At 63.9% G+C, this 20,377-nt stretch carries 18 protein-coding genes; 16 read left to right on the plus strand and 2 right to left on the minus strand.

Going from position 1 to position 20,377, the window contains the following annotated elements; all coding sequences use genetic code 11:
* Positions 1–110: 110 nt before the first annotated feature.
* Entirely contained in the window at positions 111–1,478 is a 1,368-nt protein-coding gene (locus AWB75_RS24875; protein WP_061126703.1) for a nucleobase:cation symporter-2 family protein, read from the minus strand.
* A gap of 216 nt (positions 1,479–1,694) precedes the next feature.
* Between AWB75_RS24875 and AWB75_RS24880 the strand changes: the two genes are divergently transcribed.
* The 16 genes from AWB75_RS24880 (at position 1,695) to AWB75_RS24955 (ending at position 18,946) form a co-directional block, all read left to right on the plus strand.
* The gene (locus tag AWB75_RS24880; protein ID WP_061126704.1) at positions 1,695–2,042 is read left to right on the plus strand and encodes a response regulator; all 348 of its coding nucleotides are present in this window, start codon (positions 1,695–1,697) and stop codon (positions 2,040–2,042) included.
* Between the two features lie 265 nt (positions 2,043–2,307).
* Entirely contained in the window at positions 2,308–3,225 is a 918-nt protein-coding gene (locus tag AWB75_RS24885) for an STAS domain-containing protein (protein ID WP_061126705.1), read from the plus strand.
* 62 nt (positions 3,226–3,287) lie between these two features.
* Positions 3,288–3,647, plus strand: coding sequence for an STAS domain-containing protein (locus tag AWB75_RS24890; RefSeq protein ID WP_061126706.1), 360 nt, complete (start codon positions 3,288–3,290; stop codon positions 3,645–3,647).
* 21 nt (positions 3,648–3,668) lie between these two features.
* Positions 3,669–4,109 carry an anti-sigma regulatory factor gene (locus AWB75_RS24895; protein WP_061126707.1) on the plus strand — a complete coding sequence of 147 codons (441 nt, stop codon included), beginning with the start codon at positions 3,669–3,671 and terminating at the stop codon, positions 4,107–4,109.
* Entirely contained in the window at positions 4,094–5,155 is a 1,062-nt protein-coding gene (locus AWB75_RS24900) for an ATP-binding SpoIIE family protein phosphatase (RefSeq protein WP_061126708.1), read from the plus strand. The genes AWB75_RS24895 and AWB75_RS24900 overlap by 16 nt, the downstream gene beginning before the upstream one ends.
* On the plus strand, positions 5,152–6,879 hold the full coding sequence (locus AWB75_RS24905; protein ID WP_235012219.1) for an ATP-binding response regulator: 1,728 nt from the start codon (positions 5,152–5,154) through the stop codon (positions 6,877–6,879). The genes AWB75_RS24900 and AWB75_RS24905 overlap by 4 nt, the downstream gene beginning before the upstream one ends.
* A 5-nt stretch (positions 6,880–6,884) precedes the next feature.
* Positions 6,885–8,804 carry a hybrid sensor histidine kinase/response regulator gene (locus tag AWB75_RS24910; RefSeq protein WP_061126723.1) on the plus strand — a complete coding sequence of 640 codons (1,920 nt, stop codon included), beginning with the start codon at positions 6,885–6,887 and terminating at the stop codon, positions 8,802–8,804.
* Positions 8,805–9,017: 213 nt separating this feature from the next.
* The gene (locus AWB75_RS24915; RefSeq protein ID WP_061126725.1) at positions 9,018–9,671 is read left to right on the plus strand and encodes a GntR family transcriptional regulator; all 654 of its coding nucleotides are present in this window, start codon (positions 9,018–9,020) and stop codon (positions 9,669–9,671) included.
* A gap of 28 nt (positions 9,672–9,699) precedes the next feature.
* The gene (locus AWB75_RS24920) at positions 9,700–10,506 is read left to right on the plus strand and encodes an SDR family oxidoreductase (RefSeq protein ID WP_061126709.1); all 807 of its coding nucleotides are present in this window, start codon (positions 9,700–9,702) and stop codon (positions 10,504–10,506) included.
* Between the two features lie 15 nt (positions 10,507–10,521).
* Entirely contained in the window at positions 10,522–11,454 is a 933-nt protein-coding gene (locus AWB75_RS24925) for a BKACE family enzyme (RefSeq protein ID WP_061126710.1), read from the plus strand.
* Between the two features lie 14 nt (positions 11,455–11,468).
* On the plus strand, positions 11,469–12,242 hold the full coding sequence (locus AWB75_RS24930) for an N-acyl homoserine lactonase family protein (RefSeq protein ID WP_061126726.1): 774 nt from the start codon (positions 11,469–11,471) through the stop codon (positions 12,240–12,242).
* A 56-nt stretch (positions 12,243–12,298) separates the two neighbouring features.
* Entirely contained in the window at positions 12,299–13,426 is a 1,128-nt protein-coding gene (locus AWB75_RS24935; RefSeq protein ID WP_061126711.1) for a sugar ABC transporter substrate-binding protein, read from the plus strand.
* Positions 13,427–13,432: 6 nt separating this feature from the next.
* Positions 13,433–14,947, plus strand: coding sequence for a sugar ABC transporter ATP-binding protein (locus AWB75_RS24940; RefSeq protein ID WP_235012220.1), 1,515 nt, complete (start codon positions 13,433–13,435; stop codon positions 14,945–14,947).
* Between the two features lie 10 nt (positions 14,948–14,957).
* Entirely contained in the window at positions 14,958–17,057 is a 2,100-nt protein-coding gene (locus tag AWB75_RS24945; RefSeq protein ID WP_061126712.1) for an ABC transporter permease subunit, read from the plus strand.
* A 26-nt stretch (positions 17,058–17,083) separates the two neighbouring features.
* Entirely contained in the window at positions 17,084–18,028 is a 945-nt protein-coding gene (locus AWB75_RS24950) for a 3-hydroxyacyl-CoA dehydrogenase (RefSeq protein WP_061126713.1), read from the plus strand.
* Between the two features lie 15 nt (positions 18,029–18,043).
* Positions 18,044–18,946 carry an SMP-30/gluconolactonase/LRE family protein gene (locus AWB75_RS24955; protein WP_061126714.1) on the plus strand — a complete coding sequence of 301 codons (903 nt, stop codon included), beginning with the start codon at positions 18,044–18,046 and terminating at the stop codon, positions 18,944–18,946.
* Positions 18,947–18,948: 2 nt separating this feature from the next.
* Here AWB75_RS24955 and AWB75_RS24960 read toward each other — a convergent pair whose 3' ends face one another.
* Complete coding sequence (locus AWB75_RS24960) at positions 18,949–20,370, minus strand: efflux transporter outer membrane subunit (protein ID WP_061126715.1); 1,422 nt, start codon at positions 20,368–20,370, stop codon at positions 18,949–18,951.
* Between the last annotated feature and the right edge of the window lie 7 nt (positions 20,371–20,377).

The raw sequence follows: 20,377 nt of genomic DNA on the forward strand, positions 1-20,377 counted from the left end.
TTTTCGTTTTCGCCGGATCCCGTATTCATGTCGGTTTATTAGCGTTGCCCCGCACAGGGGCAGAGCAAATAGACCGACACGATTCCGGGATCAACCAAAAAACAAAACCATCACTCCCGCGTATCCGCATCGCCATGCAACCTCATCGGTATATCCGAAGCAATTTCCCTCACAACCTCCTCAGAATCCCTCCCGCGATTAAACATCGCATTAAGCAAGATAGCAAACACCGCAGCAAGCGTAATCCCGCTATGCGTAAGCGGCCCCATCCACTCCGGCATATGCGCAAAGAACGTCGGCGCAGCAAGCGGAATCACCCCCACTCCCAAACTGATCGCAACGACAAGCAAGTTATTCTTGCTATCGAAATCCACCTTGCTCAGGATCTTCACCCCAGTCGCCGCGACCATGCCAAACATCGCAATCCCCGCGCCGCCCAGCACGACAACCGGTATCGAAGCGATCAAATTCGATAGCTTCGGCAACAGCCCCAGCAGAATCAAAACCACACCCGACACCGCCACGACCCACCGGCTCTTCACGCCGGTAATCCCCACGAGCCCGATATTCTGCGAAAACGACGAATGCGGAAACGTATTGAAGATGCCGCCGATCACCGTGCCGAGACCATCGGTGCGCAAGCCGCGCGTCGCATCGACTCGCGAAACGGGCCGCATCGCGAGATCGCCGAGCGCGAGAAACATGCCGAGCGATTCCACCATGATGACCACCATCACCAGACACAGCGATGCAATGGCCGCGACATCGAACGTAGGCATGCCGAAGGCAAACGGCCGCACCGGCGCAAACCACGCCGCTCGTCCAATGCCAGAAAAGTCGACGAACCCGAGCGGCAACGCAATAACAAATCCAATCGCCATGCCAAGCAAAACGGAAATGTTCGCGATAAAGCCTTTCAAATACTTATTGATGAGCAGAATCGCAAGCAGCACGATTGCCGCAATCATAAGATTCCTCGGCTCGCCGAAATTCGCCGCGCCACGCCCGCCGCCCGCCCAGTTGATCGCCACCGGGAATAGCGTCATGCCGATCGTCAGAATGATCGTGCCCGTCACGATCGGCGGAAAAAATCGCATCAGCCGCCCAAAGAACGGCGCGATCAGAATCGCAAACACGCCCGCCGCGATCGTCGCGCCGAAGATCGCCGTCAGGCCGGCGCCGGACGAAGCCATCGCGACCATCGGTCCGACCGGCGCGAAACTCACGCCCATGATGACCGGCAACCGTATGCCGAATTTCCACACGCCGATGCATTGCACCAGCGTCACGAGCCCGCATGCAAAGAGATCCGAACTGATCAGAAACGCGATCTGATCCTTCGGCAGCTTCAACGCAGCGCCGATGATGAGCGGCACCGCGATCGCGCCCGCGTACATCACGAGGACGTGCTGAATGCCGACCGCGAGCATCTGACCCACGGGCAGCACTTCGTCGACGGGGTGGATCGTTTCAGCCATGTGCGCTCCAGCGGTCGAATGATTCAGTCATCCGAGTATTGCATCGCGTGCCCGCCGAAAAAATATTCGCGCTGCTATACACGGCATCGCATGCAACCCAGGGCAACGCGGACAAAGCCTCGCCGCTGGCGGAATGAAAGCGCGAGCGTCACCGGCGATGCACTACACTGTCCGACGCGCGTCACTCATACCAGCGTCGAAAGGGAGTCACTCACGATGAACCTGCTTTTCGTCGACGACAATCACGCCTGCATCGAGACTCTCGTCGACATCGCAAGCGGACTGGGTCATACCGCAGCCGTCGCGCACGACGGCGCAGGCTGCCTCGCGCTCACATCGAGCGAGCAATTCGACAGCATCTTTCTCGACATCACGCTTCCCGACGCCGACGGCCGCGAAATCTGCACCGCGATCCGCGCGCGCGGACCGAGCAGCCGGGCGCGCATCATCGCGATGACAGGACATACCGATTTCGTCGCGGACAGCGGCGAAACCAGCTTCGATGGCTATCTGCTCAAACCGATCAGCCTCCAGGCGCTCGAACTCTTTCTACTTTCGCGGTAGAAAAGCGCACGAGCGTCAGGAGATTTGACCGGGCTTCTTTCGCGCGATGAGCCGCGCCCGGCAGCAATTGCCGACTCGCCTGTGCGTCTCATCATGCAAAGCGAAATCGCTCGCGCTACAAGGCGTTCCGGACTGTCGAATTTTGGGATGGCGTGCTACATTCCGAGCGCCTTGCGTCGCTTAATTTCGATTGTGATCGCGGCAACGCAACAAAAGCTATGTCGGGCGCGCAGCCCGAAAAACATCTATCGGACGGGGATTCGGCATGGAAATGGTCGGCGGAACGCGGCTTGCTCAATTGTTCAACAACAATCAGGAGCAACTGCTCGCGGAGTGGTTCGCGCAGCAGCATGCCATTGCATCGCGGCGTGGGCTCGTCGGCGAAGCGGAACTGCGCAACCAGTTCACGCAGTTCATCGCGCTTCTGACGACGGCCTTCGGCGCGTCCGAGCGCATCGATTTCAAAGCGCCCGCGTGGCAGGAAGTGCGCTCGTTTCTCGCGGAAATGTCCGGGCAGCGCGCGCGTCAGGGCTTTACGCCGGTCGAAACGGCGTTGTTCGTGTTTTCGTTGAAGCAGCCGCTCTTCACGCGCCTGCGCGAAGCAGTCGGCAACGATTCCGCGACGCTCGCCGATCTCACGTGGACGATCAGCACGCTCTTCGACGAACTCGGCCTTTTTACGACCGAAGTGTTTCAGGCGAGCCGGGAGCAGGTCATCGTGCGTCAGCAACAGGAGTTGCTCGAACTCTCGACGCCCGTCGTGCAACTGTGGGACGGCATTCTCGCGCTGCCTTTGATCGGCACGCTCGATTCCGCGCGCACGCAAGTGGTGATGGAGAACCTGTTGCAGAAGATCGTCGAGACGGGCGCGGCCATTTCGATCATCGACATCACCGGTGTGCCGACCGTCGACACGCTCGTCGCGCAGCATCTGCTCAAGACGGTCGCGGCGGCGCGGCTGATGGGCGCGGACTGCATCATCAGCGGCATTCGTCCGCAGATCGCGCAGACCATCGTGCATCTCGGCGTGAACCTGTCGAACGTCACGACCAAGGCGACGCTCGCGGCGGCTTTCGTCGTCGCGCTGCAGCGCACGGGCAAGTCGGTGACGGGGGCGCTCGCGCACGACGCATCGCGCGCGGGCCGTCAGGGCGACGCATTCGATCCGCTGCAACCCGAATGACGCCGCATCTCGCCATTCGAAGCACGCATCGAACGAAACGCGACTGAACGGGGCCTCAAGCGATGGAACGCATTCCGATTCTCACGATGGGCAAGCTGTTGCTCGTCACCATTCAGGTCGACATGCACGACCGGCTCGCGCTCGCGCTGCAGGACGATCTGACGAACCGTATCGTGAAGGACGGCGCTCGCGGCGTGCTGATCGACATTTCCTCGCTCGATGTGGTCGATTCGTTCATCGGGCGCATGATCGGCAACACCGCCGCGATGGCGCGCGTGCTCGATGCCGAGACGGTCGTTGTCGGCATGCAGCCATCGGTTGCGATCACGCTCGTCGAGCTCGGGCTCGCGCTCACGGGCGTGCGCACCGCGCTCAACGTGGAAAAGGGCATGGCACTGCTCGCGAGGGGCGGAACGGTCTGACGGCCGCATGCGAACGACTCCATGACGACCTTCAATTCCACAGCCACGCCGAGCTCATCGTCGCCGCCCGATACGCTGCCGGTCCGCTCCGACGAGCAGATCGTGCGGCTGCGTCAGTTCGTGCGCGAGAAGGCGGTCGCGCAAGGGCTGTCTCTCATCGACCAGACCAAGTTCGTGACGGCGGCGAGCGAGCTCGCGCGCAACACACTCATCTATGGCGGCGGCGGCGACGTGCATTGCACGCTCGTCGAGCGTAACGGCCGCCGCGGCCTGAAACTCGAATTCGTCGACAACGGTCCAGGCATTCCGGATATTCAGCGCGCGCTTTCCGATGGCTTCACGTCGGGCAGCGGCCTCGGCCTCGGCCTCGGCGGCGCGAAGCGCCTGTGCGACGAGTTCGATATCCGCTCGGCGCCAGGCGAAGGCACACACGTTTCGATCACCAAATGGAAACCGTTTTGAAGGAATCAATGGCCGCGCAGCAGCGCTACGAAATCGCCGATGCGAGCCAGATCGCTCATGCGCGGCGATCGATCGGCGAGCTTGCGCGCGGGCTCCGTTTCAACGAAACGACCGCGGGTGAACTCGCGATCGTCGTGACGGAGTGCGGCACGAATCTGCTCAAGCATGCGCGGCACGGCGAACTGCTGGTGCGGCCGCTCGTCGATGGTGACGGCGCGTCCCTTCGCTACGGCATCGAAGTGCTGTGCATCGACAACGGCCCTGGCATTCACGATCTGCATCGCTGCTTCGAGGACGGCTACACGACCGCAGGCAGTCCCGGCAACGGCATGGGCGCGATCGAACGTCTGTCGGACGAGCTCGATATCTGGAGCGCGCCGGAACGCGGCACGGTGCTGCGCGTCGTGTTCTGGAATGCGCCGGGCGCGGTGAAGGCGGCTGCCGCGCCGCTCGCCTATGGCGTCGTGAATTTGCCGCTCGCCACCGAAATCGTCAGCGGCGACGCCTGGTCGTGCCACCTGAATCAGGGCGAATTCACCGTGCTGGTCGCCGATGGTCTCGGCCACGGCCCGCTCGCGAATGTCGCCGCGATCGAAGCCGCGAAGGTGCTGGCGGCGAACGGCGATCAGACGCTCGAGCGCATCATGGACGCCGCCAACGATGCGCTGCGGCCGACGCGCGGCGCGGCGGTCGGCATCGCGCGCATGCCGGCGTTCGCGTCGATGGCGGGCATGAAGGTGTCGTTCGCGGGCATCGGCAATATCTCGGCGAGCGTGTGGACCGAAGGCACGCACAAGCATCTGGTGTCGCACAGCGGCATCGTCGGGCATTCGGCGCGGCGCGCGCAGCAGTTCGACGCGCCGTATCCGCCGAACGCGCTCGTCGTGCTCGCGTCGGACGGGCTCACGTCGCGCTGGGATCTCGCGCGCTATCCGGGGCTCGCGATGCGCCATCCCTCGCTCGTCGCGGCGATTTTGTATCGCGATTTCGCGCGCGGACGCGACGACATCACCGTGTTCGTCGCGCGCACGACCGGGAGCGCATGATGATGATGCGGGCGCTCTACGCGATGCGGATCGACGGCGAGCGCGATATCGTGGCGGCCCGCGTGAAGGCGCGCGACGCGAGCGCGGCGCTCGGCTTTTCGCCGCAGGACCAGACGCGCATCGCCACGTCCGTGCTCGAGGCGGCGCGCACGGTGCTGATCGCAGGAAGCGAAGCGCGCGCCGATTTTTTCGTCGATGACTCCACGCATCCGCCGCGCTTCGTCGTGCGTTTCATGGCCGGCAAGGGCGCGGGCGAACGGCTGCGCGCCATGCGCAACGACGGCAACGACGCGCAAGCGGCGCTCGGCCTGCTCGCGGCGCAGCGATTGATGGACCAGTGCGCGATCGCCGACGAAGCCGATGGCGACACATCGATCTCGCTCGCGAAGGCATTGCCCGATAACGCGCCGTGCGACGTGCAAGCGGTCGTCGACGTGCTTTCGCGTCAGTCGGGCAATGACACCGCCGCGGAGCTGCAACGCCAGAATCGCGAGCTGATCGCCGCGCTCGCGGATCTGCGCGAGCGTCAGGAAGAACTGACGCGCCTGACGCGCGAGCTGGAAGACACGAATCGCGGCGTCGTCGCGCTGTATGCGGAGCTCGACGCGCGGGCCGATCATCTGCGCCGCGCGGACGAATCCAAATCGCGCTTCCTGTCGAACATGAGTCACGAGTTCCGCACGCCGCTCTCGTCGATCCGCGCGCTCTCGAAGCTGCTGCTCGAACGCATCGACGGCGATCTCACGGAAGAGCAGGAAAAGCAGGTGCGCTTCATCCGCAAGGCGGCGGAAGACTTGTCGGAAACGGTCGACGATCTGCTCGATCTCGCGAAGATCGAAGCGGGCAAGATCGAAGTGCGGGCCACCGAATTCGAAGTCGATACCTTGTTTTCGGCGCTGCGGGGCATGTTGCGGCCGCTGTCGCCGGGCGGCGCGGTGGAGCTCGTGTTCGATTCGTGCGAAGGCCTGCCGCCCATCCGCACCGACGAAGCGAAGGTCGCGCAGGTGGTGCGCAACTTCGTGTCGAACGCGCTCAAGTTCACGGAGCGCGGCGACGTGCGCGTGAGTGCGAGTTACGACGACGCGCGCCGGCTCATCACGTTTTCCGTCAGCGATACAGGCATCGGCATTGCGCCGGAGCATCAGCAGGTCGTGTTCGAAGAGTTCGGGCAAGTCGAGAATCGCTTGCAGCAGTACGTGAAGGGCACGGGTCTCGGTTTGCCGCTGTGCCGCAAGCTCTGCAAGCTGCTCGGCGGCGATGTATCGCTCACGAGCGCGCTCGGGCGAGGCTCGGTTTTCAGCGCGACGATTCCCGCGTTCTACGGCGCCGATTTCGATGCGGCGCATCACGCAGCGAGCGATACGCGGCCCGCGGTGCTGATCGTCGCGAGCAATCCGATCGAGCGGCTCGACTGCGAAGCGGCCCTGCGCGATTCGCCGTATCGTGCGATAAGCGCCGCGACGCTCGACGAAGCCGGCCGCCTGCTCGCGCGCACGCAGCCCGTCGCGTTGCTGCTCGCGGTGCGGCCCGCGCCATCGGAAGCGTGGATCTGGCTGGCCGCTTTGCGCGCGCAGGCGGCCACGCGCAGCATTCCGGTCGTCGTGCTCGGCGAGGCCGAAGATCGCACCGAAGCGCAAGCGCTGGGCGCGACCGCGTTCATCCAGAAGCCAGCGGGCGGCGGTGCGTTGGCGGGCGTGCTGGATGCGGTGACGGGCAAGGGATGACCATCATGAGAAGCGACTGGAACGAGGTGCTGATCCTCAACGTCGATGACAACGACGGCGCGCGCTATGCGAAAACGCGCATCCTGTCGCGCGCGGGCTTCAACGTGATCGAAGCGGCGACGGGCACCGCCGCGCTCGAACGCGTGCGCGCCCAGGCACCCGATCTCGTGCTGCTCGACGTGAAGCTGCCCGACATCAACGGGCTTGAAGTGTGCAGGCAGATCAAGGCGTCGCCGGAGACGGCGGGCACGCTCGTGCTGCAGACATCGGCGGCGGCGGTGCATAGCCTCGATCGCATTCGCGGTCTCGAAGGCGGCGCGGACAGCTATCTGACCGAGCCCGTCGAGCCGGCCGAACTGATCGCGCACGTGCGCGCGCTGTTGCGCGTGCGGCTCGCGGAAAACGCACTGCGTGAAAGCGAAGAGCGCTTTCGCCAGCTCGCCGAGAATATCGACGACGTTTTCTGGATGCTCGATCCCGCATCCAACGAACTGCTCTATGTGAGCCCGGCTTACAGGCATCTCTTCGATACGGGCGGCGGCGCGCCCGCGCCCGTGCCGGGACCGGATCACTGGTCCGGCGACATTCTGCCGCTCGACCGCGATCATGTCGCCGATGCGTATCGGCAATTGCTCGCGAACGGCACACCGTATCAGGTGGAATATCGCATCGTGCGAGCACATGGCGGGCCGCGCTGGGTGGCGGAGCGCGCGTTCATGGTGCGCGGCGCGGCGGGTCGTCCGGCGCGGCCGGATCGCGTCGCGGGCATCGTCAACGACATCTCCGAGCGCAAGGCCGCCGAGCTGTTGCTGCGCGAAGCCGACCGCCGCAAGGACGAGTTCCTCGCGATGCTCGCGCACGAGCTGCGCAACCCGCTCGCGCCGATTCGCAACGCGGTCGATCTGCTCGATCCCGATCGCGAGCCGTCGGCGCAGCATTTCACGACGGTGCGCGCGATCATCGATAGACAGGTGCGGCATCTGAGCCGCCTCGTCGACGATCTGCTCGACGTTGCGCGCATCACGCAGGGCAAGATCACGTTGCGTGAGGAAACGGTGGATCTCGCGGCGGCGATCGCGGCGGCCATCGAGACCGTCCAGCCCGCGCTCGAACGAAAGCGTCATGCGTTGTCGGTGAAGCTGGCGGACGCGCCGCTCTATATCGTCGGCGACAATGTGCGGCTCGCGCAGGTGTTCGGCAATCTCTTGTCGAATGCGTCGAAGTACAGCCTCGAAGAGGGCGAGATCGCAATCGAGACCGAGCAGTTCGGCGATGAAGCGCGCATCGTCGTGCGCGACAAGGGCATCGGCATCGCGCCGGACATGCTGCCGCATATCTTCGATCTCTTCGTGCAGTCGGAAACCTCGCTCGAACGGTCCGAAGGCGGGCTCGGCATCGGCTTGCCGCTCGCGAAGACGCTGGTCGAATTGCAGGGCGGGCGCATCGAGGCGTTTTCGGCGGGGCCGCAAACGGGCAGCGAGTTCACCGTGTGGCTGCCGCTCGCGAAAGATGCGCAAGTGGCCGCGCAAGGCGTCGGGGAAACGCTCGCGAACGTGGCGAGCGGCAAGCGCGTGCTGCTCGTCGATGACAGCGTGGACGCGGCCACCGCGATGGCGCTTTTGCTCGAAGCCGACGGCTTCGACGTGCGCACCGCGCACGACGCGACCGAAGCGCTCGCGCTCTCCGATATCTTCTTGCCGCAGATCGTGCTGCTCGATATCGGCTTGCCGGGGATGGACGGTTATCGGCTGGCGGCCAAAATGCGCGCGCGCCCCGCGACGGCGGATGCGTTGCTGATCGCGGTGACGGGATACGGTCAGGCGCATGACCGGCAGCGCTCGAAGGATGCGGGCTTCGATCATCATTTCGTGAAGCCGGTCCCATTCGCGGAGATTCAGAGAGCGGTGCAGGGCCGGTTCGCATAACGCGTCTTGCGCGTTGTCCGCGTTCTCCGCGTTTTCACCTAGCAATCCGAGGTTGACTCACACGCTCACGCGGCCGAAACTTCATCCATCGCTTTGTGATCACAGGTCACATCAAACGACAGCATCGCAGCAGCCGAACGAAAGAACGGAGGCGAAGTGGCGACACGCTCGACGACGGATCTCCCCGCGCTCGAATTAGTTGCACGCGAAACCATGGCCGGCCGCGTCTATGCGCAGCTCAGGCAAGCCATCATGACGGGCCGCTTCGCACCTGGACAGTTGCTCAGCCTGCGCAGCGTGGCGGAAGCCGTCGGCTCTTCGACCATGCCCGTGCGCGCCGCGCTCACGCGTCTGCAAGCGGAAGGCGCGTTGATCGACGGACCCGGCCGCGCGTTGATGGTCCCGCCGATGACGCTCGAGTTGCTCGACGAATTGCGCGACGTGCGCATCGCGCTCGAAGGCGCAGTCGCGAAGCGCGCGGCGTCGCGCATGACGCGCGCGCATCTCGACGCGCTGCAGCGCATCTTCGACACGATGGACGCCCATGTCGAAGCCGGCGACGCGCCCTCGTATCTGCGCAGCAACTTCGAGTTCCACATTGCCATTTACGCGCACGGTGCGAGCGATCTCACGCTCGCGACGATTCAGAACCTCTGGATGCGCATCGGCCCGTTCCTGAATCTCGTGGCACCCGATATTCCGCACATGCGCCGATCGATGGCGGCGCATCGGCATATCGTCGAAGCGCTCTGGCGCGGCGACGGCGAAGGCGCGCGCGCCGGCATCGAGGAGGACATCGGCGATGCGGCCGCCGATCTGCAACAGCGTTTGCAAAGCGGCGAATCAGGCAACGAAGCGAGCGCCTGAACACGACTAAAAAGAAAGGAGACAAGGCATGACGGTTCTTCAGATGCTGAAACCGCACGCGGGCTTGCGCGTGCTCGTGACGGGCGGCGCATCGGGCATCGGGCTCGTGATCGCGCGCGCGTTCGTCGATGCAGGCGCGCGCGTGCACGTCTGCGATTCGAGCCCCGAAACCATCGATGCATTGGCGCAGGCAGAAGCGAGCGCGGAGTGCAACGCGATTACGTCCACGCTCGCGGATGTTTCGGACAAGGACGCGGTCGAGCGCGTATTCGCCGACGTGCAGCGCGAGCTCGGCGGACTCGATGTGCTCGTGAATAACGCGGGCATCGCGGGCCCGACCGGCGGCATCGACGAACTCGACGCGAACGAGTGGGAGCAAACCGTCGACGTCAATCTGAACGCGCAGTTCTACTTCGCGCGCCGCGCGGTGCCGCTGCTGCGCGACGCGCATGGCGGCGGAACGATCATCGCGCTGTCGTCGGTGGCGGGACGGCTCGGTTATGCGTTTCGCACGCCGTATGCCGCGACGAAATGGGCGGTCGTCGGCATGACCAAGAGTCTCGCGATCGAGCTGGGGCCGTCCAACATCCGCGTCAATGCGATTCAGCCGGGCATCGTGAAAGGGCCGCGCATCGAGCGCGTGATCGCCGCGCGCGCGAAGCAACTCGATCTCTCTTATGAAGAGATGGAGAAGCAGTATCTCGCGAAGATTTCCCTGCGCCGCATGACCACGCCCGAGGAAGTCGCGGCCACCGCGCTCTTTCTGTGCTCGCCCGCGGGCAGCGGCATCTCGGGACAGGCGATCTCCGTCTGCGGCAACGTGGAAGTCCTTTAAAACAACGAGGATCACATGGCAACGAAACGCAAGGTCATCATCACATGTGCGCCGACGGGCGCGATCCACACGCCTTCGATGTCGCCGCATCTTCCTCTCACGCCGCAGCAGATCGGCGACGCCGCGCTCGCGGCCGCGCAGGAAGGCGCCGCGATTCTGCATCTGCATGCGCGCGATCCGAACGATGGTCACCCGACGCAGGATCCCGCCGTGTTCGAGCAATTTCTGCCGCGCATCAAGGCGGAAACGGATGCGGTGATCAACATCACGACCGGCGGCAGCCCGCACATGACGGTGGCCGAACGTTTGAAGCCCGCGCATCGGTTCAGGCCGGAAGTGGCGTCGCTGAACATGGGCTCGATGAACTTCGGTCTCTATCCGATGCTGGAGCGCTTCAAGGAACTCAAGTACGACTGGGAGCGTAAGCATCTGGAGAACAGCCGCGATCTCGTGTTCAAGAACACGTTTGCGGATATCGAATACATCCTGACATCGTGCGGCGCGAACGGCACGCGCTTCGAGTACGAGTGCTACGACATTTCGCATCTGTATAACCTCGCGCACTTCGTCGATCGCGGACTCGCGAAACCGCCGTTCTTCGTGCAGAGCGTCTTTGGTCTGCTCGGCGGCATCGGGCCGCATCCCGAAGATCTCGCGCATATGAAGCGCACCGCCGACCGGCTTTTCGGCCACGACTATGTGTGGTCGATCCTCGGCGCGGGCCGCAATCAGATTCCGCTCGGTTCGATCGGCGTCGCGCAGGGATCGAACGTGCGTGTGGGTCTGGAGGATTCGCTATGGATCGAGCCCGGCAAGCTCGCCGAATCGAGCGCGGCGCAGGTGCGCAAGATTCGTCAGGTGGTCGAAGGACTTTCGCTCGATATCGCCACGCCCGCCGAAGCGCGCGAGATGCTGCAACTGAAGGGCGCCGCCGACACCAACTTCTGAGCGTGGAGGAGAACGTGAACGCCAAGCTGAAAGTAGTCGCGATGCCGACGGGCTGGCTCACCGTCGATCGCTCGTCGCAAGTGTATGGCCGCTACTTCGGCCAGCAGATGAAGGTGCCCGTGTGGTCGACGGCGATCGTCGGTGCGTCGAAGAAGATCGTCGTCGATACGGGCATTCACGATCCGGGATGGGTCTCGAACTTCGTGTGTCCGTGCGATCAGGCGCCCGAAGAGAAGCTCGAGCGCGCGTTGAAGGAATACGTCGGCTGGAGCGCGGACGATGTGGATATCGTCATCAACACGCATCTGCATTACGACCATTCGGGCGGCAACACGCTGTTCAGCCACGCGCGCTTCATCGTGCAGGCGGCCGAGTGGGAATACGCGGGTCATCCGCTGCCGACGCAGGCCACGTATTACCAGGAGTTTCTGATCGGCCGCGAGCCGCTCGCGTATTTTCGCTGGCAGTTCGTGAACGGCGTGACCGATATCGTGCCCGGCGTGCGCGTCGTGCCGACACCGGGCCACACGCCGGGGCATCAGTCCGTCGCGGTGAATACGGAAGAAGGCGTCGTGCTGATCGCGGGCGATTGCGCGAACTGCATGGAAAACATCGTCGACCTCGTGCCGGTGGGCATCGTGCATGAAACGCTCGCGGAGATCGGCTCGCTGTCGCGCATTCGTCAGATCGCGGATTTCGTCATACCCGGACACGATCCGAACGTCGTGCCCGGCAGCGCGGGCATCGCATTGCCAGCAAGCGCGCGTTTGCCTCATATCGCGAAGTAACGCAGCAACGTAGAAGCGCATCGTCGAAGACCAATAACGAAGCACCGGAGGATGACATGAAAGCATGGACGCAATCGATTCGTCATGCGGGCCGGGCCGCGCTCGGCCTCGCGTTCGCGGCGGCGCTCGCCGTGTCGGGACAGGCGCACGCGGCGGGCAAGTACAAGATCTTTCTGTCGATGAGCTATGTCGGCAACGACTGGCAGACGGAAGCCGCGAACATGGTCAAGGCGATGGCCAATACGCCCGCGCTCAAGGACAAGGTCGATCTCGAAGTGCAGGTCGCGGGCACCGACGCGCAGAAGCAGATCCAGCAGATCAACTCGATGGTGCAGGCGGGCGCGAAGGCCATCGTCATCTATCCGATCTCGCCGACGGCGCTCAATCGCGCGATCAAGAACGCATGCTCGAAAGGCGTCGTCGTTGCCGCATACGACGGCGAAGTGACGGAGCCGTGCGCGCATAACGTGACCATCGACCAGCATCAGGCCGGCACCGTCACCGCCGAATGGCTCGCGAAAACGCTCAACGGCAAGGGCAATGTCGTGATGATCACCGGCGTGCCGGGCACGTCCGTCGATCGCGCGCGCACCGAGGCGGCGAAGGCCGTGTTCGCGAAGTTTCCGGGCATCAAGATCGTCGCGGAAGGCACGGGCATGTGGAGTCAGGCGACCGCGAAGACCGAGCTTTCGAAGATTCTCGCGACGAACAGCTGGGACAAGATCGATGGCCTGTGGATGCAGGTGGGCTGCTTCACGGCGGCATCCATGCAGCTCGAAGCGGGTATCGCCGACGACAAGATCAAGCCGTGCGCGGGTGAATCGTCGAACGGGCATCGGGTGCAGATGTTGCCGCCGGGCGAAGTGAAGGGGCAGGGCGGATATCGCTCGATCGGCTATCGTTCCATCTCTTATGGCGCGCCGCCGTACTCCGGCGCGATGGCGCTGAAAATGGCCGTGAAGAAGCTCGATGGCGGCGATTTCCCGGCGCGCGTCACGTTGAAGCTGCCGCTCGTGCTGACCGCTGAATCGAAGCTCTGCAAGACCGGCAGCATCGACGAACTGAAGGCGGGCTGCACGGCGTTCCCGCCGGACAAGGTGCCGCCGGGCTGGTTCGCGGACATCTATTCGGAAGACACGAAGGAAGTCGGCTTCAACGCCGCGTTGACGGGCAATCAGGACTGAGGCGCGATGATGAACGACTCGTCTCTCGCCATCGATCTGTCGAAGGTGACGAAGCGCTTCGGCGCGACCGTCGCGCTCGATGGCGCGTCGTTCTCGGTGAAACGCGGCGCGGTGCACGCGCTGCTCGGCGAGAACGGCGCGGGCAAGTCCACCACGGTCAAGCTGCTGTCGGGATTGATGCAGCCGGATTCGGGCAGCATCCGCGTGATGGGCGACGACGTGACGATGCGCCAGCCGAGAGACGCGCATCGCGCGGGCGTGCAGACGGCGTTTCAGGAGATGACGCTGGTGCGCGATCTGACGGTCGCGCAGAACCTCCTGATGTCCTATGAACCGACGGGCTTTCTCGGGCGCATCAGGAAGCGCGAGGCGCAGCGGCAGGCCGCCGAATGGCTCGACAGGCTCGAACTGTCGGATGTGCGTCCCGGCGCGTATATCCGCGATCTTTCGTTGCCGGTGCGGCAGAAGATCGAGATTGCGAAGGCGATCGTGCGCCAGCCGAAAGTGCTGCTGCTCGATGAACCGACGTCCGCGCTCTCGGGCCGCGATGTGACATGGCTCGCGCGGCGCATCGACGAGTTGAAGGCGGGCGGCGTGACCTTCGTGTTCATCACGCATCGCATGCAGGAAGTGCGCGAGTTCTGCGACAGCCTCACGGTGTATCGGAATGGCCGCGACGTGGGCGCGTTCGATGCCGCGGATATATCGGATGACGAAGTAATTCGTCTTGTCATCGGCCGCTCGATGGAGGCGAAGTATCCACCGAAGATCGCATCGGCGATGAGCGATGCGACGCCGGCCATCGAGACGCGCAACGTTCGCGTCGATGGCGTCGTCTCCGACTTCGATCTCGCCGTGAAGCCCGGCGAAGTGCACGGCATCGCGGCATTACAAGGCATGGGGCAACGCGAGTTGTTCGAGGCGCTGTTCGGCGCGAGCTATATCGACGATGGCGAGATCCGCATCGACGGCAAGCCGGTCACGTTGACATCGACGGCGGATTCGTTGAAAGCCGGTGTATCGACGAGCTTTCTGCCCGAGGACCGCAAGACCGAAGGCTTGTTTTTACGCTTGCCCGGCGGCGAGAACGTGTCCTTGCCCGTGATCGGACGCTACTCGCGCTTCGGGCTCATCGACCGCAAGCGCGAGCAGGCCGCGATACGCAAATCGCTCGCGCAAATGGAAGTGAATCCGCGTGCGCTGTACAAGCCGTGTTTGTCTTTTTCGGGCGGCAATCAGCAAAAGATTGCGATGGCGAAATGGCTGCTCACGCAAAGCCGCGTGTGGCTCATGTTCGATCCGACGCGCGGCATCGATGTCGGCACCAAGCATCAGATCTTCGTGCTGATGCGCGCGTTCGCGGCGGCGGGCGGCGCAGTGCTGTTCTACTCGACCGACGTGCCCGAACTCGTCAATGTGTGCGATCGCGTCTCGGTGATGTATCGCGGGCGCAATGCCGGCGAACTGACGGGCGATGCGCTCACCGAGGAAAACGTGATGCGCAAGATGCTTTCCAGTTGAGAGGTGCTTCATGAAGATAGCGGTTGCCTCGCCCGATAGCGAGATCGTGCGGCCGGGCGCGCGCGTGGGATGGGGCGCGCGCATCGACCATCATCGCGGGCTGATCATTGCCATTTCGGCATTGCTCGCGATGCTCGCCGGATGGATCGCCTTGTCCGCGACGCCCGTCGGGCTGTACGACATCGGCTCGGTCATATCGAGCGCGGCGACGCTCGCGCTCGCAGCGATCGGGCAGACCATCGTCGTGTTGTCGGGCGGCTTCGATCTGTCCGCATCGGCGGTGGTGTCGCTCGCGAACGTGCTCGCGGTGCGCTTCGTGCAGGGCTCGCCCGTCGAACAATGGGCGGGCGCCGCGCTGATTCTCGCGATCGGCGGCGGCATCGGGCTCGTGAACGGCGCGCTGATTGCATGGTTTCGCCTGCAATCTATCGTCGTCACGCTCGCGACGATGTTCATGGTGCAAGGCCTCACGCTGCTGATTCAGAACAAGCCCGGCGGCAGCGTCGGCGATCAGTTCGGCGCCGTGCTCACCGCCGATCTCATTCCCGACAAGATGCCGATGTCGGCGGGGCTTTTGATTCTCGCGTTGCTGATCTGGTCGTTCATCAAGCGCACGCGCTTCGGCGTCGGTCTCTATGCGCTCGGCAGCGACCCGGACGGCGCGTATGCGAACGGCATGCCGGTCACGCGCTATCGCATCGCGACGTATGCGCTCGCGGGCATGTTCTACGCGGCGGCGGGTCTGTATGTATCGGCGCAGACCGGTTCCGCCGATCCGCTCGTCGGCCGTCCGTTGCTGCTCTCGATGTTCACGGCCGTTGTGCTCGGCGGCACGCTGCTCGGCGGCGGGCGCGGCGGCTGCGTCGGCACCGTGTTCGCCGCGATGACGCTGATGATCACCGTGAATATATTGCTCGTGCTGAACGTATCGGCGTTCTTCACGACTATCGCGGAGGCGGTGATCCTGATTCTCGCGGTGCTCGGTTCGTCGATCGGAAAGCAATCGGCTGCGCACGAATGCGCGCGTCACGCGGTGCAATGGTTCAAGGCGATGCGAACGGGAACCCGCGCGCGCGACGACCGGCATGCACGCCGTGTCACGTTCGAAGTCGATGACTTTCGTGCCGTCGAGAATACCGAGTTGAAGGGCCGCGCCATTGCAGACTGGATCGAGCGCAATCGCGAATGGGCGAAGTATGTCGTGCCGGCTTATACGCTGTTCTTCGCGGTCGTCATCATCACGGGATTCGTCTATGGGCCTGGCGTGCTCGCGAGCGCGAACTTCTACAGCAGCCTGCTCACGCTGACGCTGTTTCTCGCGATCCTGGGTCTCGGGCAGGGCGCGGTGATTCTGACTGGCGGACTCGATCTGTCGATGCCCTGGCTCATCACACTATCCGGCGTGCTGCTGACGGGGCTCACGCACGGTGTAAACGGCGCGGCTGCCTGGGCGGTGCCGCTCGTGCTCGTCGTCGGCTTGCTCGTCGGCGTGTTCAACGGTGTCGGCGTGGTGATGCTGGGCTTGCCGCCCATCGTCGTGACGCTCGCGGCGAACGGCTTGCTGCAAGGCCTGACGCTGATCTATTGCAACGGCTCGCCGCAAGGATGGTCGCCCTCGTCGATCAGCGAATTCACGAACGGACGCCTGGGTCCGCTATCGCTCGCGGCGTGGAGCGTGCCGGTGTTTCTCGTCATCGCGTTGGTGCTGCTGCATCGCACGCCGTTTGGGCGGCGCGTGTATGCGGTCGGCAACTCGCAGGTCGCGGCGAAGCTGTCCGGCGTGCGCGTCGGCACGACGTTGATCGCCGTGTATTGCCTCTCGGGGTTGTGTTCGGCGCTCGTCGGCTTGCTGCTCGCCGGGTTCAGCTCGCAAGCGTTTCTGGGCATGGGCGATCCGTATCTTCTTCCGTCGATTGCCGTCGTGGTCGTCGGCGGCGCGCTCATCACCGGTGGACGCGGGCACTATCTCGGCGTGTTCGGCGGCGCGCTCCTGCTCACCGCGCTCGGCACTTTGCTTGCGGGCACGACGGTGCCGCCCGCGGTGCGCGACATCATCAACGGGCTCGTCGTGCTGGCGGCGGTCATCACGTTGCGGGACAAGAAGGGCTAAATCAACTCGAATGAGGACGAGAACAGATGCAGACGAAAAACATCGCGGTGATCGGTTCGGGACGCATCGGACGCGCGTGGGCGATCGTCTTTGCGAAGGGCGGCTTCAACGTGAAGCTGCACGATGCATCGCTGGACATGCTGTCGGGCGCGATTCCCGCGATCCGTGAAAGTGTGCTGGATCTCGCGTCGTTCGACCTTATCGATGAACCCGTCGACGCGATCGTGTCGCGCATCGCGACATGCGAAGACCTCGCCGATGCCGTCGCCGATGCGCAGCTCGTGCAGGAGAACATCGCGGAAGTGGTGGACGCGAAGCGCGCGTTGTTCATCGAGCTGGATCGGCTGACGAAGCCGGATGCGCTGCTCGCAAGCTCGACGTCCGGATTGCCTGCATCGACATTTACGGAAGGCATCGAAGGCCGTGCGCGCTGTCTCGTCGCGCATCCGGTAAATCCGCCGTCGCTCGTTCCGCTCGTCGAGTTGTGCGGCGCGCCGTGGACATCGCAGGAGACGATGGAACGCGCCCGCGTCATCTACGAAGAAGCGGGCCAGAAACCCGTCAACGTGAATCGTGAAATCTCGGGCTTTCTCTTGAATCGTCTGCAAGGCGCGTTGCTCGATGAAGCGCTGAGTCTCTACGAGCAAGGCTATGCGAGCGCCGCCGATCTCGACACCGTGATACGCGATGGACTCGCGATGCGCTGGTCGTTCATGGGCCCGTTCGAAACGATCGACCTCAACGCGCCCGGCGGCGTTGCAGACTACGCGGCGCGTTATGGCGGCACGTATCGCGCGATCGCATCGACGCGGGAATCGTTCGACTGGTCTGCTGATACGCTGAACAAGCTCGATGCCGAGCGCCGCGCGGTGCTGCCGCGCGAGCGTATCGAGGAACGCAGCCGCTGGCGCGATCGCAGACTGATGGCGTTGCTCGCGCATCGTCGTCAGGTGCAGGACGGTGAAGCCTGAACAAAGGAGGCGACGATGGCCGAAGTACGCTTGCTGGTCGATGCAAACAATCATCTGGGTGAAGGACCGCTCTGGGACGTGAAGGAGGAACGGCTGTACTGGATCGACAGCACAGCCGCGGAAATCTACAGCTGCCGCGCGGACGGTGGCGACGTGAAGCGCTATTTCGTGCCGCGTCACATCGGTTCGATGGCGTTGCGCGAGCAAGGCGGCGCGGTCGTCGCGCTCGCCAACGGCCTGCATTTCTACGACTTCGATGCGCAGACGGTGCAGTTCATCGGCGATCCAGAAAGCGACGATCCCGAAACGCGTTTCAACGACGGCAAGGTGGATCGCCGTGGCCGTTTCGTCGCGGGCACCATGTCCTATGACTTCGACCGCTACGACGCCGATCGCGGCCAGCGCTCGACGCGCAGCGGCGGCCTTTACCGGCTCGATACGGACGGGAAGATCGCGCGTCTGGACAGCGGCATCAGCTGCTCGAACGGCCCATGCTGGAGCCCCGACAACAAGACGTTCTATTTCACCGATACATACAGTAAGGAGATGTACGCCTACGACTACGACATAGAAACGGGCGCCGCGACGAACAAGCGGCTGTTCGTGTCCGCGCACGACATGGCCGGCACGTTCGATGGCGCGACCGTCGATGAAGAAGGCTACATCTGGTCCGCGCTCGTGTTCGGCGGACGCATTCTGCGCTTCGCGCCCGATGGCAGGCTCGATCGCGTCGTGCCGTTTCCGGTGCGCAATCTGACGAGCGTGATGTTCGGCGGACCGAATCTCGACATCCTCTATGTGACGACGATGGGCCGCCCGATGTGGGGCATTCCGCAAAAGGAACGCGACAAGGGCGGCTTGTTCGCGGTGACGGGGCTCGGCGTGCGAGGCATTCCCGAACCGCGATTCGCGGGCTGATTTCAGCGTTGCCGCGAGGACGCGGTTTGCGTGTCTTCGCCGGCGCCGCCCAGCGATTGAAAGAGGGCGGCCGTATCGGCGAGACGGTTCGCCTGCGCGAGCGCATAGTCGAGTTGCGTCTGCAATGCCTGGCGTTGCGTATCGAGCAGATCGAAGCGGCTGACGCCGCCCGCCGTGTAGCGCGCGCTTGCCGTATCGAGATTCGCCTGCGCTTCGTTCGCGGCCACCTCGCGCGACTGCAATGCGCTCGCGTCGTTTTGCAGCGCGGTCAGGCTGTCGGCGACTTGCTGCAATGCGTCCAGCACGGTCTGCCGGTACGCCGAGAGCGCTGCATCATAGGCCGCTTCCGACGATCGTTTCTTCGCGCGCAATTCCCCGCCATGAAAGAGCGGCTGAGTCAGATTCAAGCCGACGTTCCACACGTTCACGCTGCTCAGCATGTCGTGAATGTTTGTGCGCTGGCTCCCCGCGCCCGCTGTCAGTGAGAACTTCGGATAGAGATCGGCCGTGGCCACGCCGACATTCGCGCTCGCCTGATGCAGCAACGCTTCCGACGCGCGGATATCGGGACGCTCGCGCGCGAGCGTCGATGGCAGCGTGAGCGGCACGCTGTCGGGCAGATGCAGCGAGTCGAGCGTGATCGCATCGAAGTCGGCTTTCGACGGCTCGGCGCCGAGCAACACCGCGAGCCGATGATCGGCCGCGTCGCGCTGCGCGATGAGCGAAGGCAAAGTCGCGCGCGTCTGCTCGACGAGCGTGCGCTGGCTGCGCACATCGAACACCGCGACGCCGCCTGCTTTCAGACGTCCTTCCATGATGCCGAGTTGATGGGCCTGCGCATCGACGAGACGCTCGGTCAACGTGATCTGCTGCTGCAACGATGCGCGGCGGATAGCCGTCGATACGACATTGCCCGCGATCGAAAGACGCGCCGCATCGAGTTCGAATGACTGGTAATCCACTTGCGCGCGTAACGCTTCGAGCGCACGGCGGTCGCCGCCGAAGATATCGAGCGTATAGGACACGCTGACCGATGCATCGTAGAGCGTGAAAGGGCCCGGACTCGGCACGGGCACGCCGAACGCCGCGGGATCGACCTTTTGACGCGATGTCGAAAGCGATGCATCGACGGCGGGGAAGTACGTCGCGCCCGCTTGCGCCTGATAGTCTTCGCGCGCTTGCACGAGCTTCGCGCGGGCTTGTGCGAGTGTCGGGCTGTCGCTCAATGCGCGATCGACGAGATCGTTCAGCGCTTCGGAACCGAACTGCTTCCACCAGAGCGGCAAAGCATGGTCCGTTGCGGGAAACCCTTGCGTTGAGGTTTTGACATAGCTCTGCGTGTCCGGCGGCGCGGGCGCATGAAAATCAGGACCGACCGTGCAGCCGCACAACCCGAGCGCACAGAGAGAAAGAATCGCTTTCATCGACGTG

Source organism: Caballeronia catudaia (assembly GCF_001544755.2).
Lineage (GTDB): Bacteria > Pseudomonadota > Gammaproteobacteria > Burkholderiales > Burkholderiaceae > Caballeronia > Caballeronia catudaia.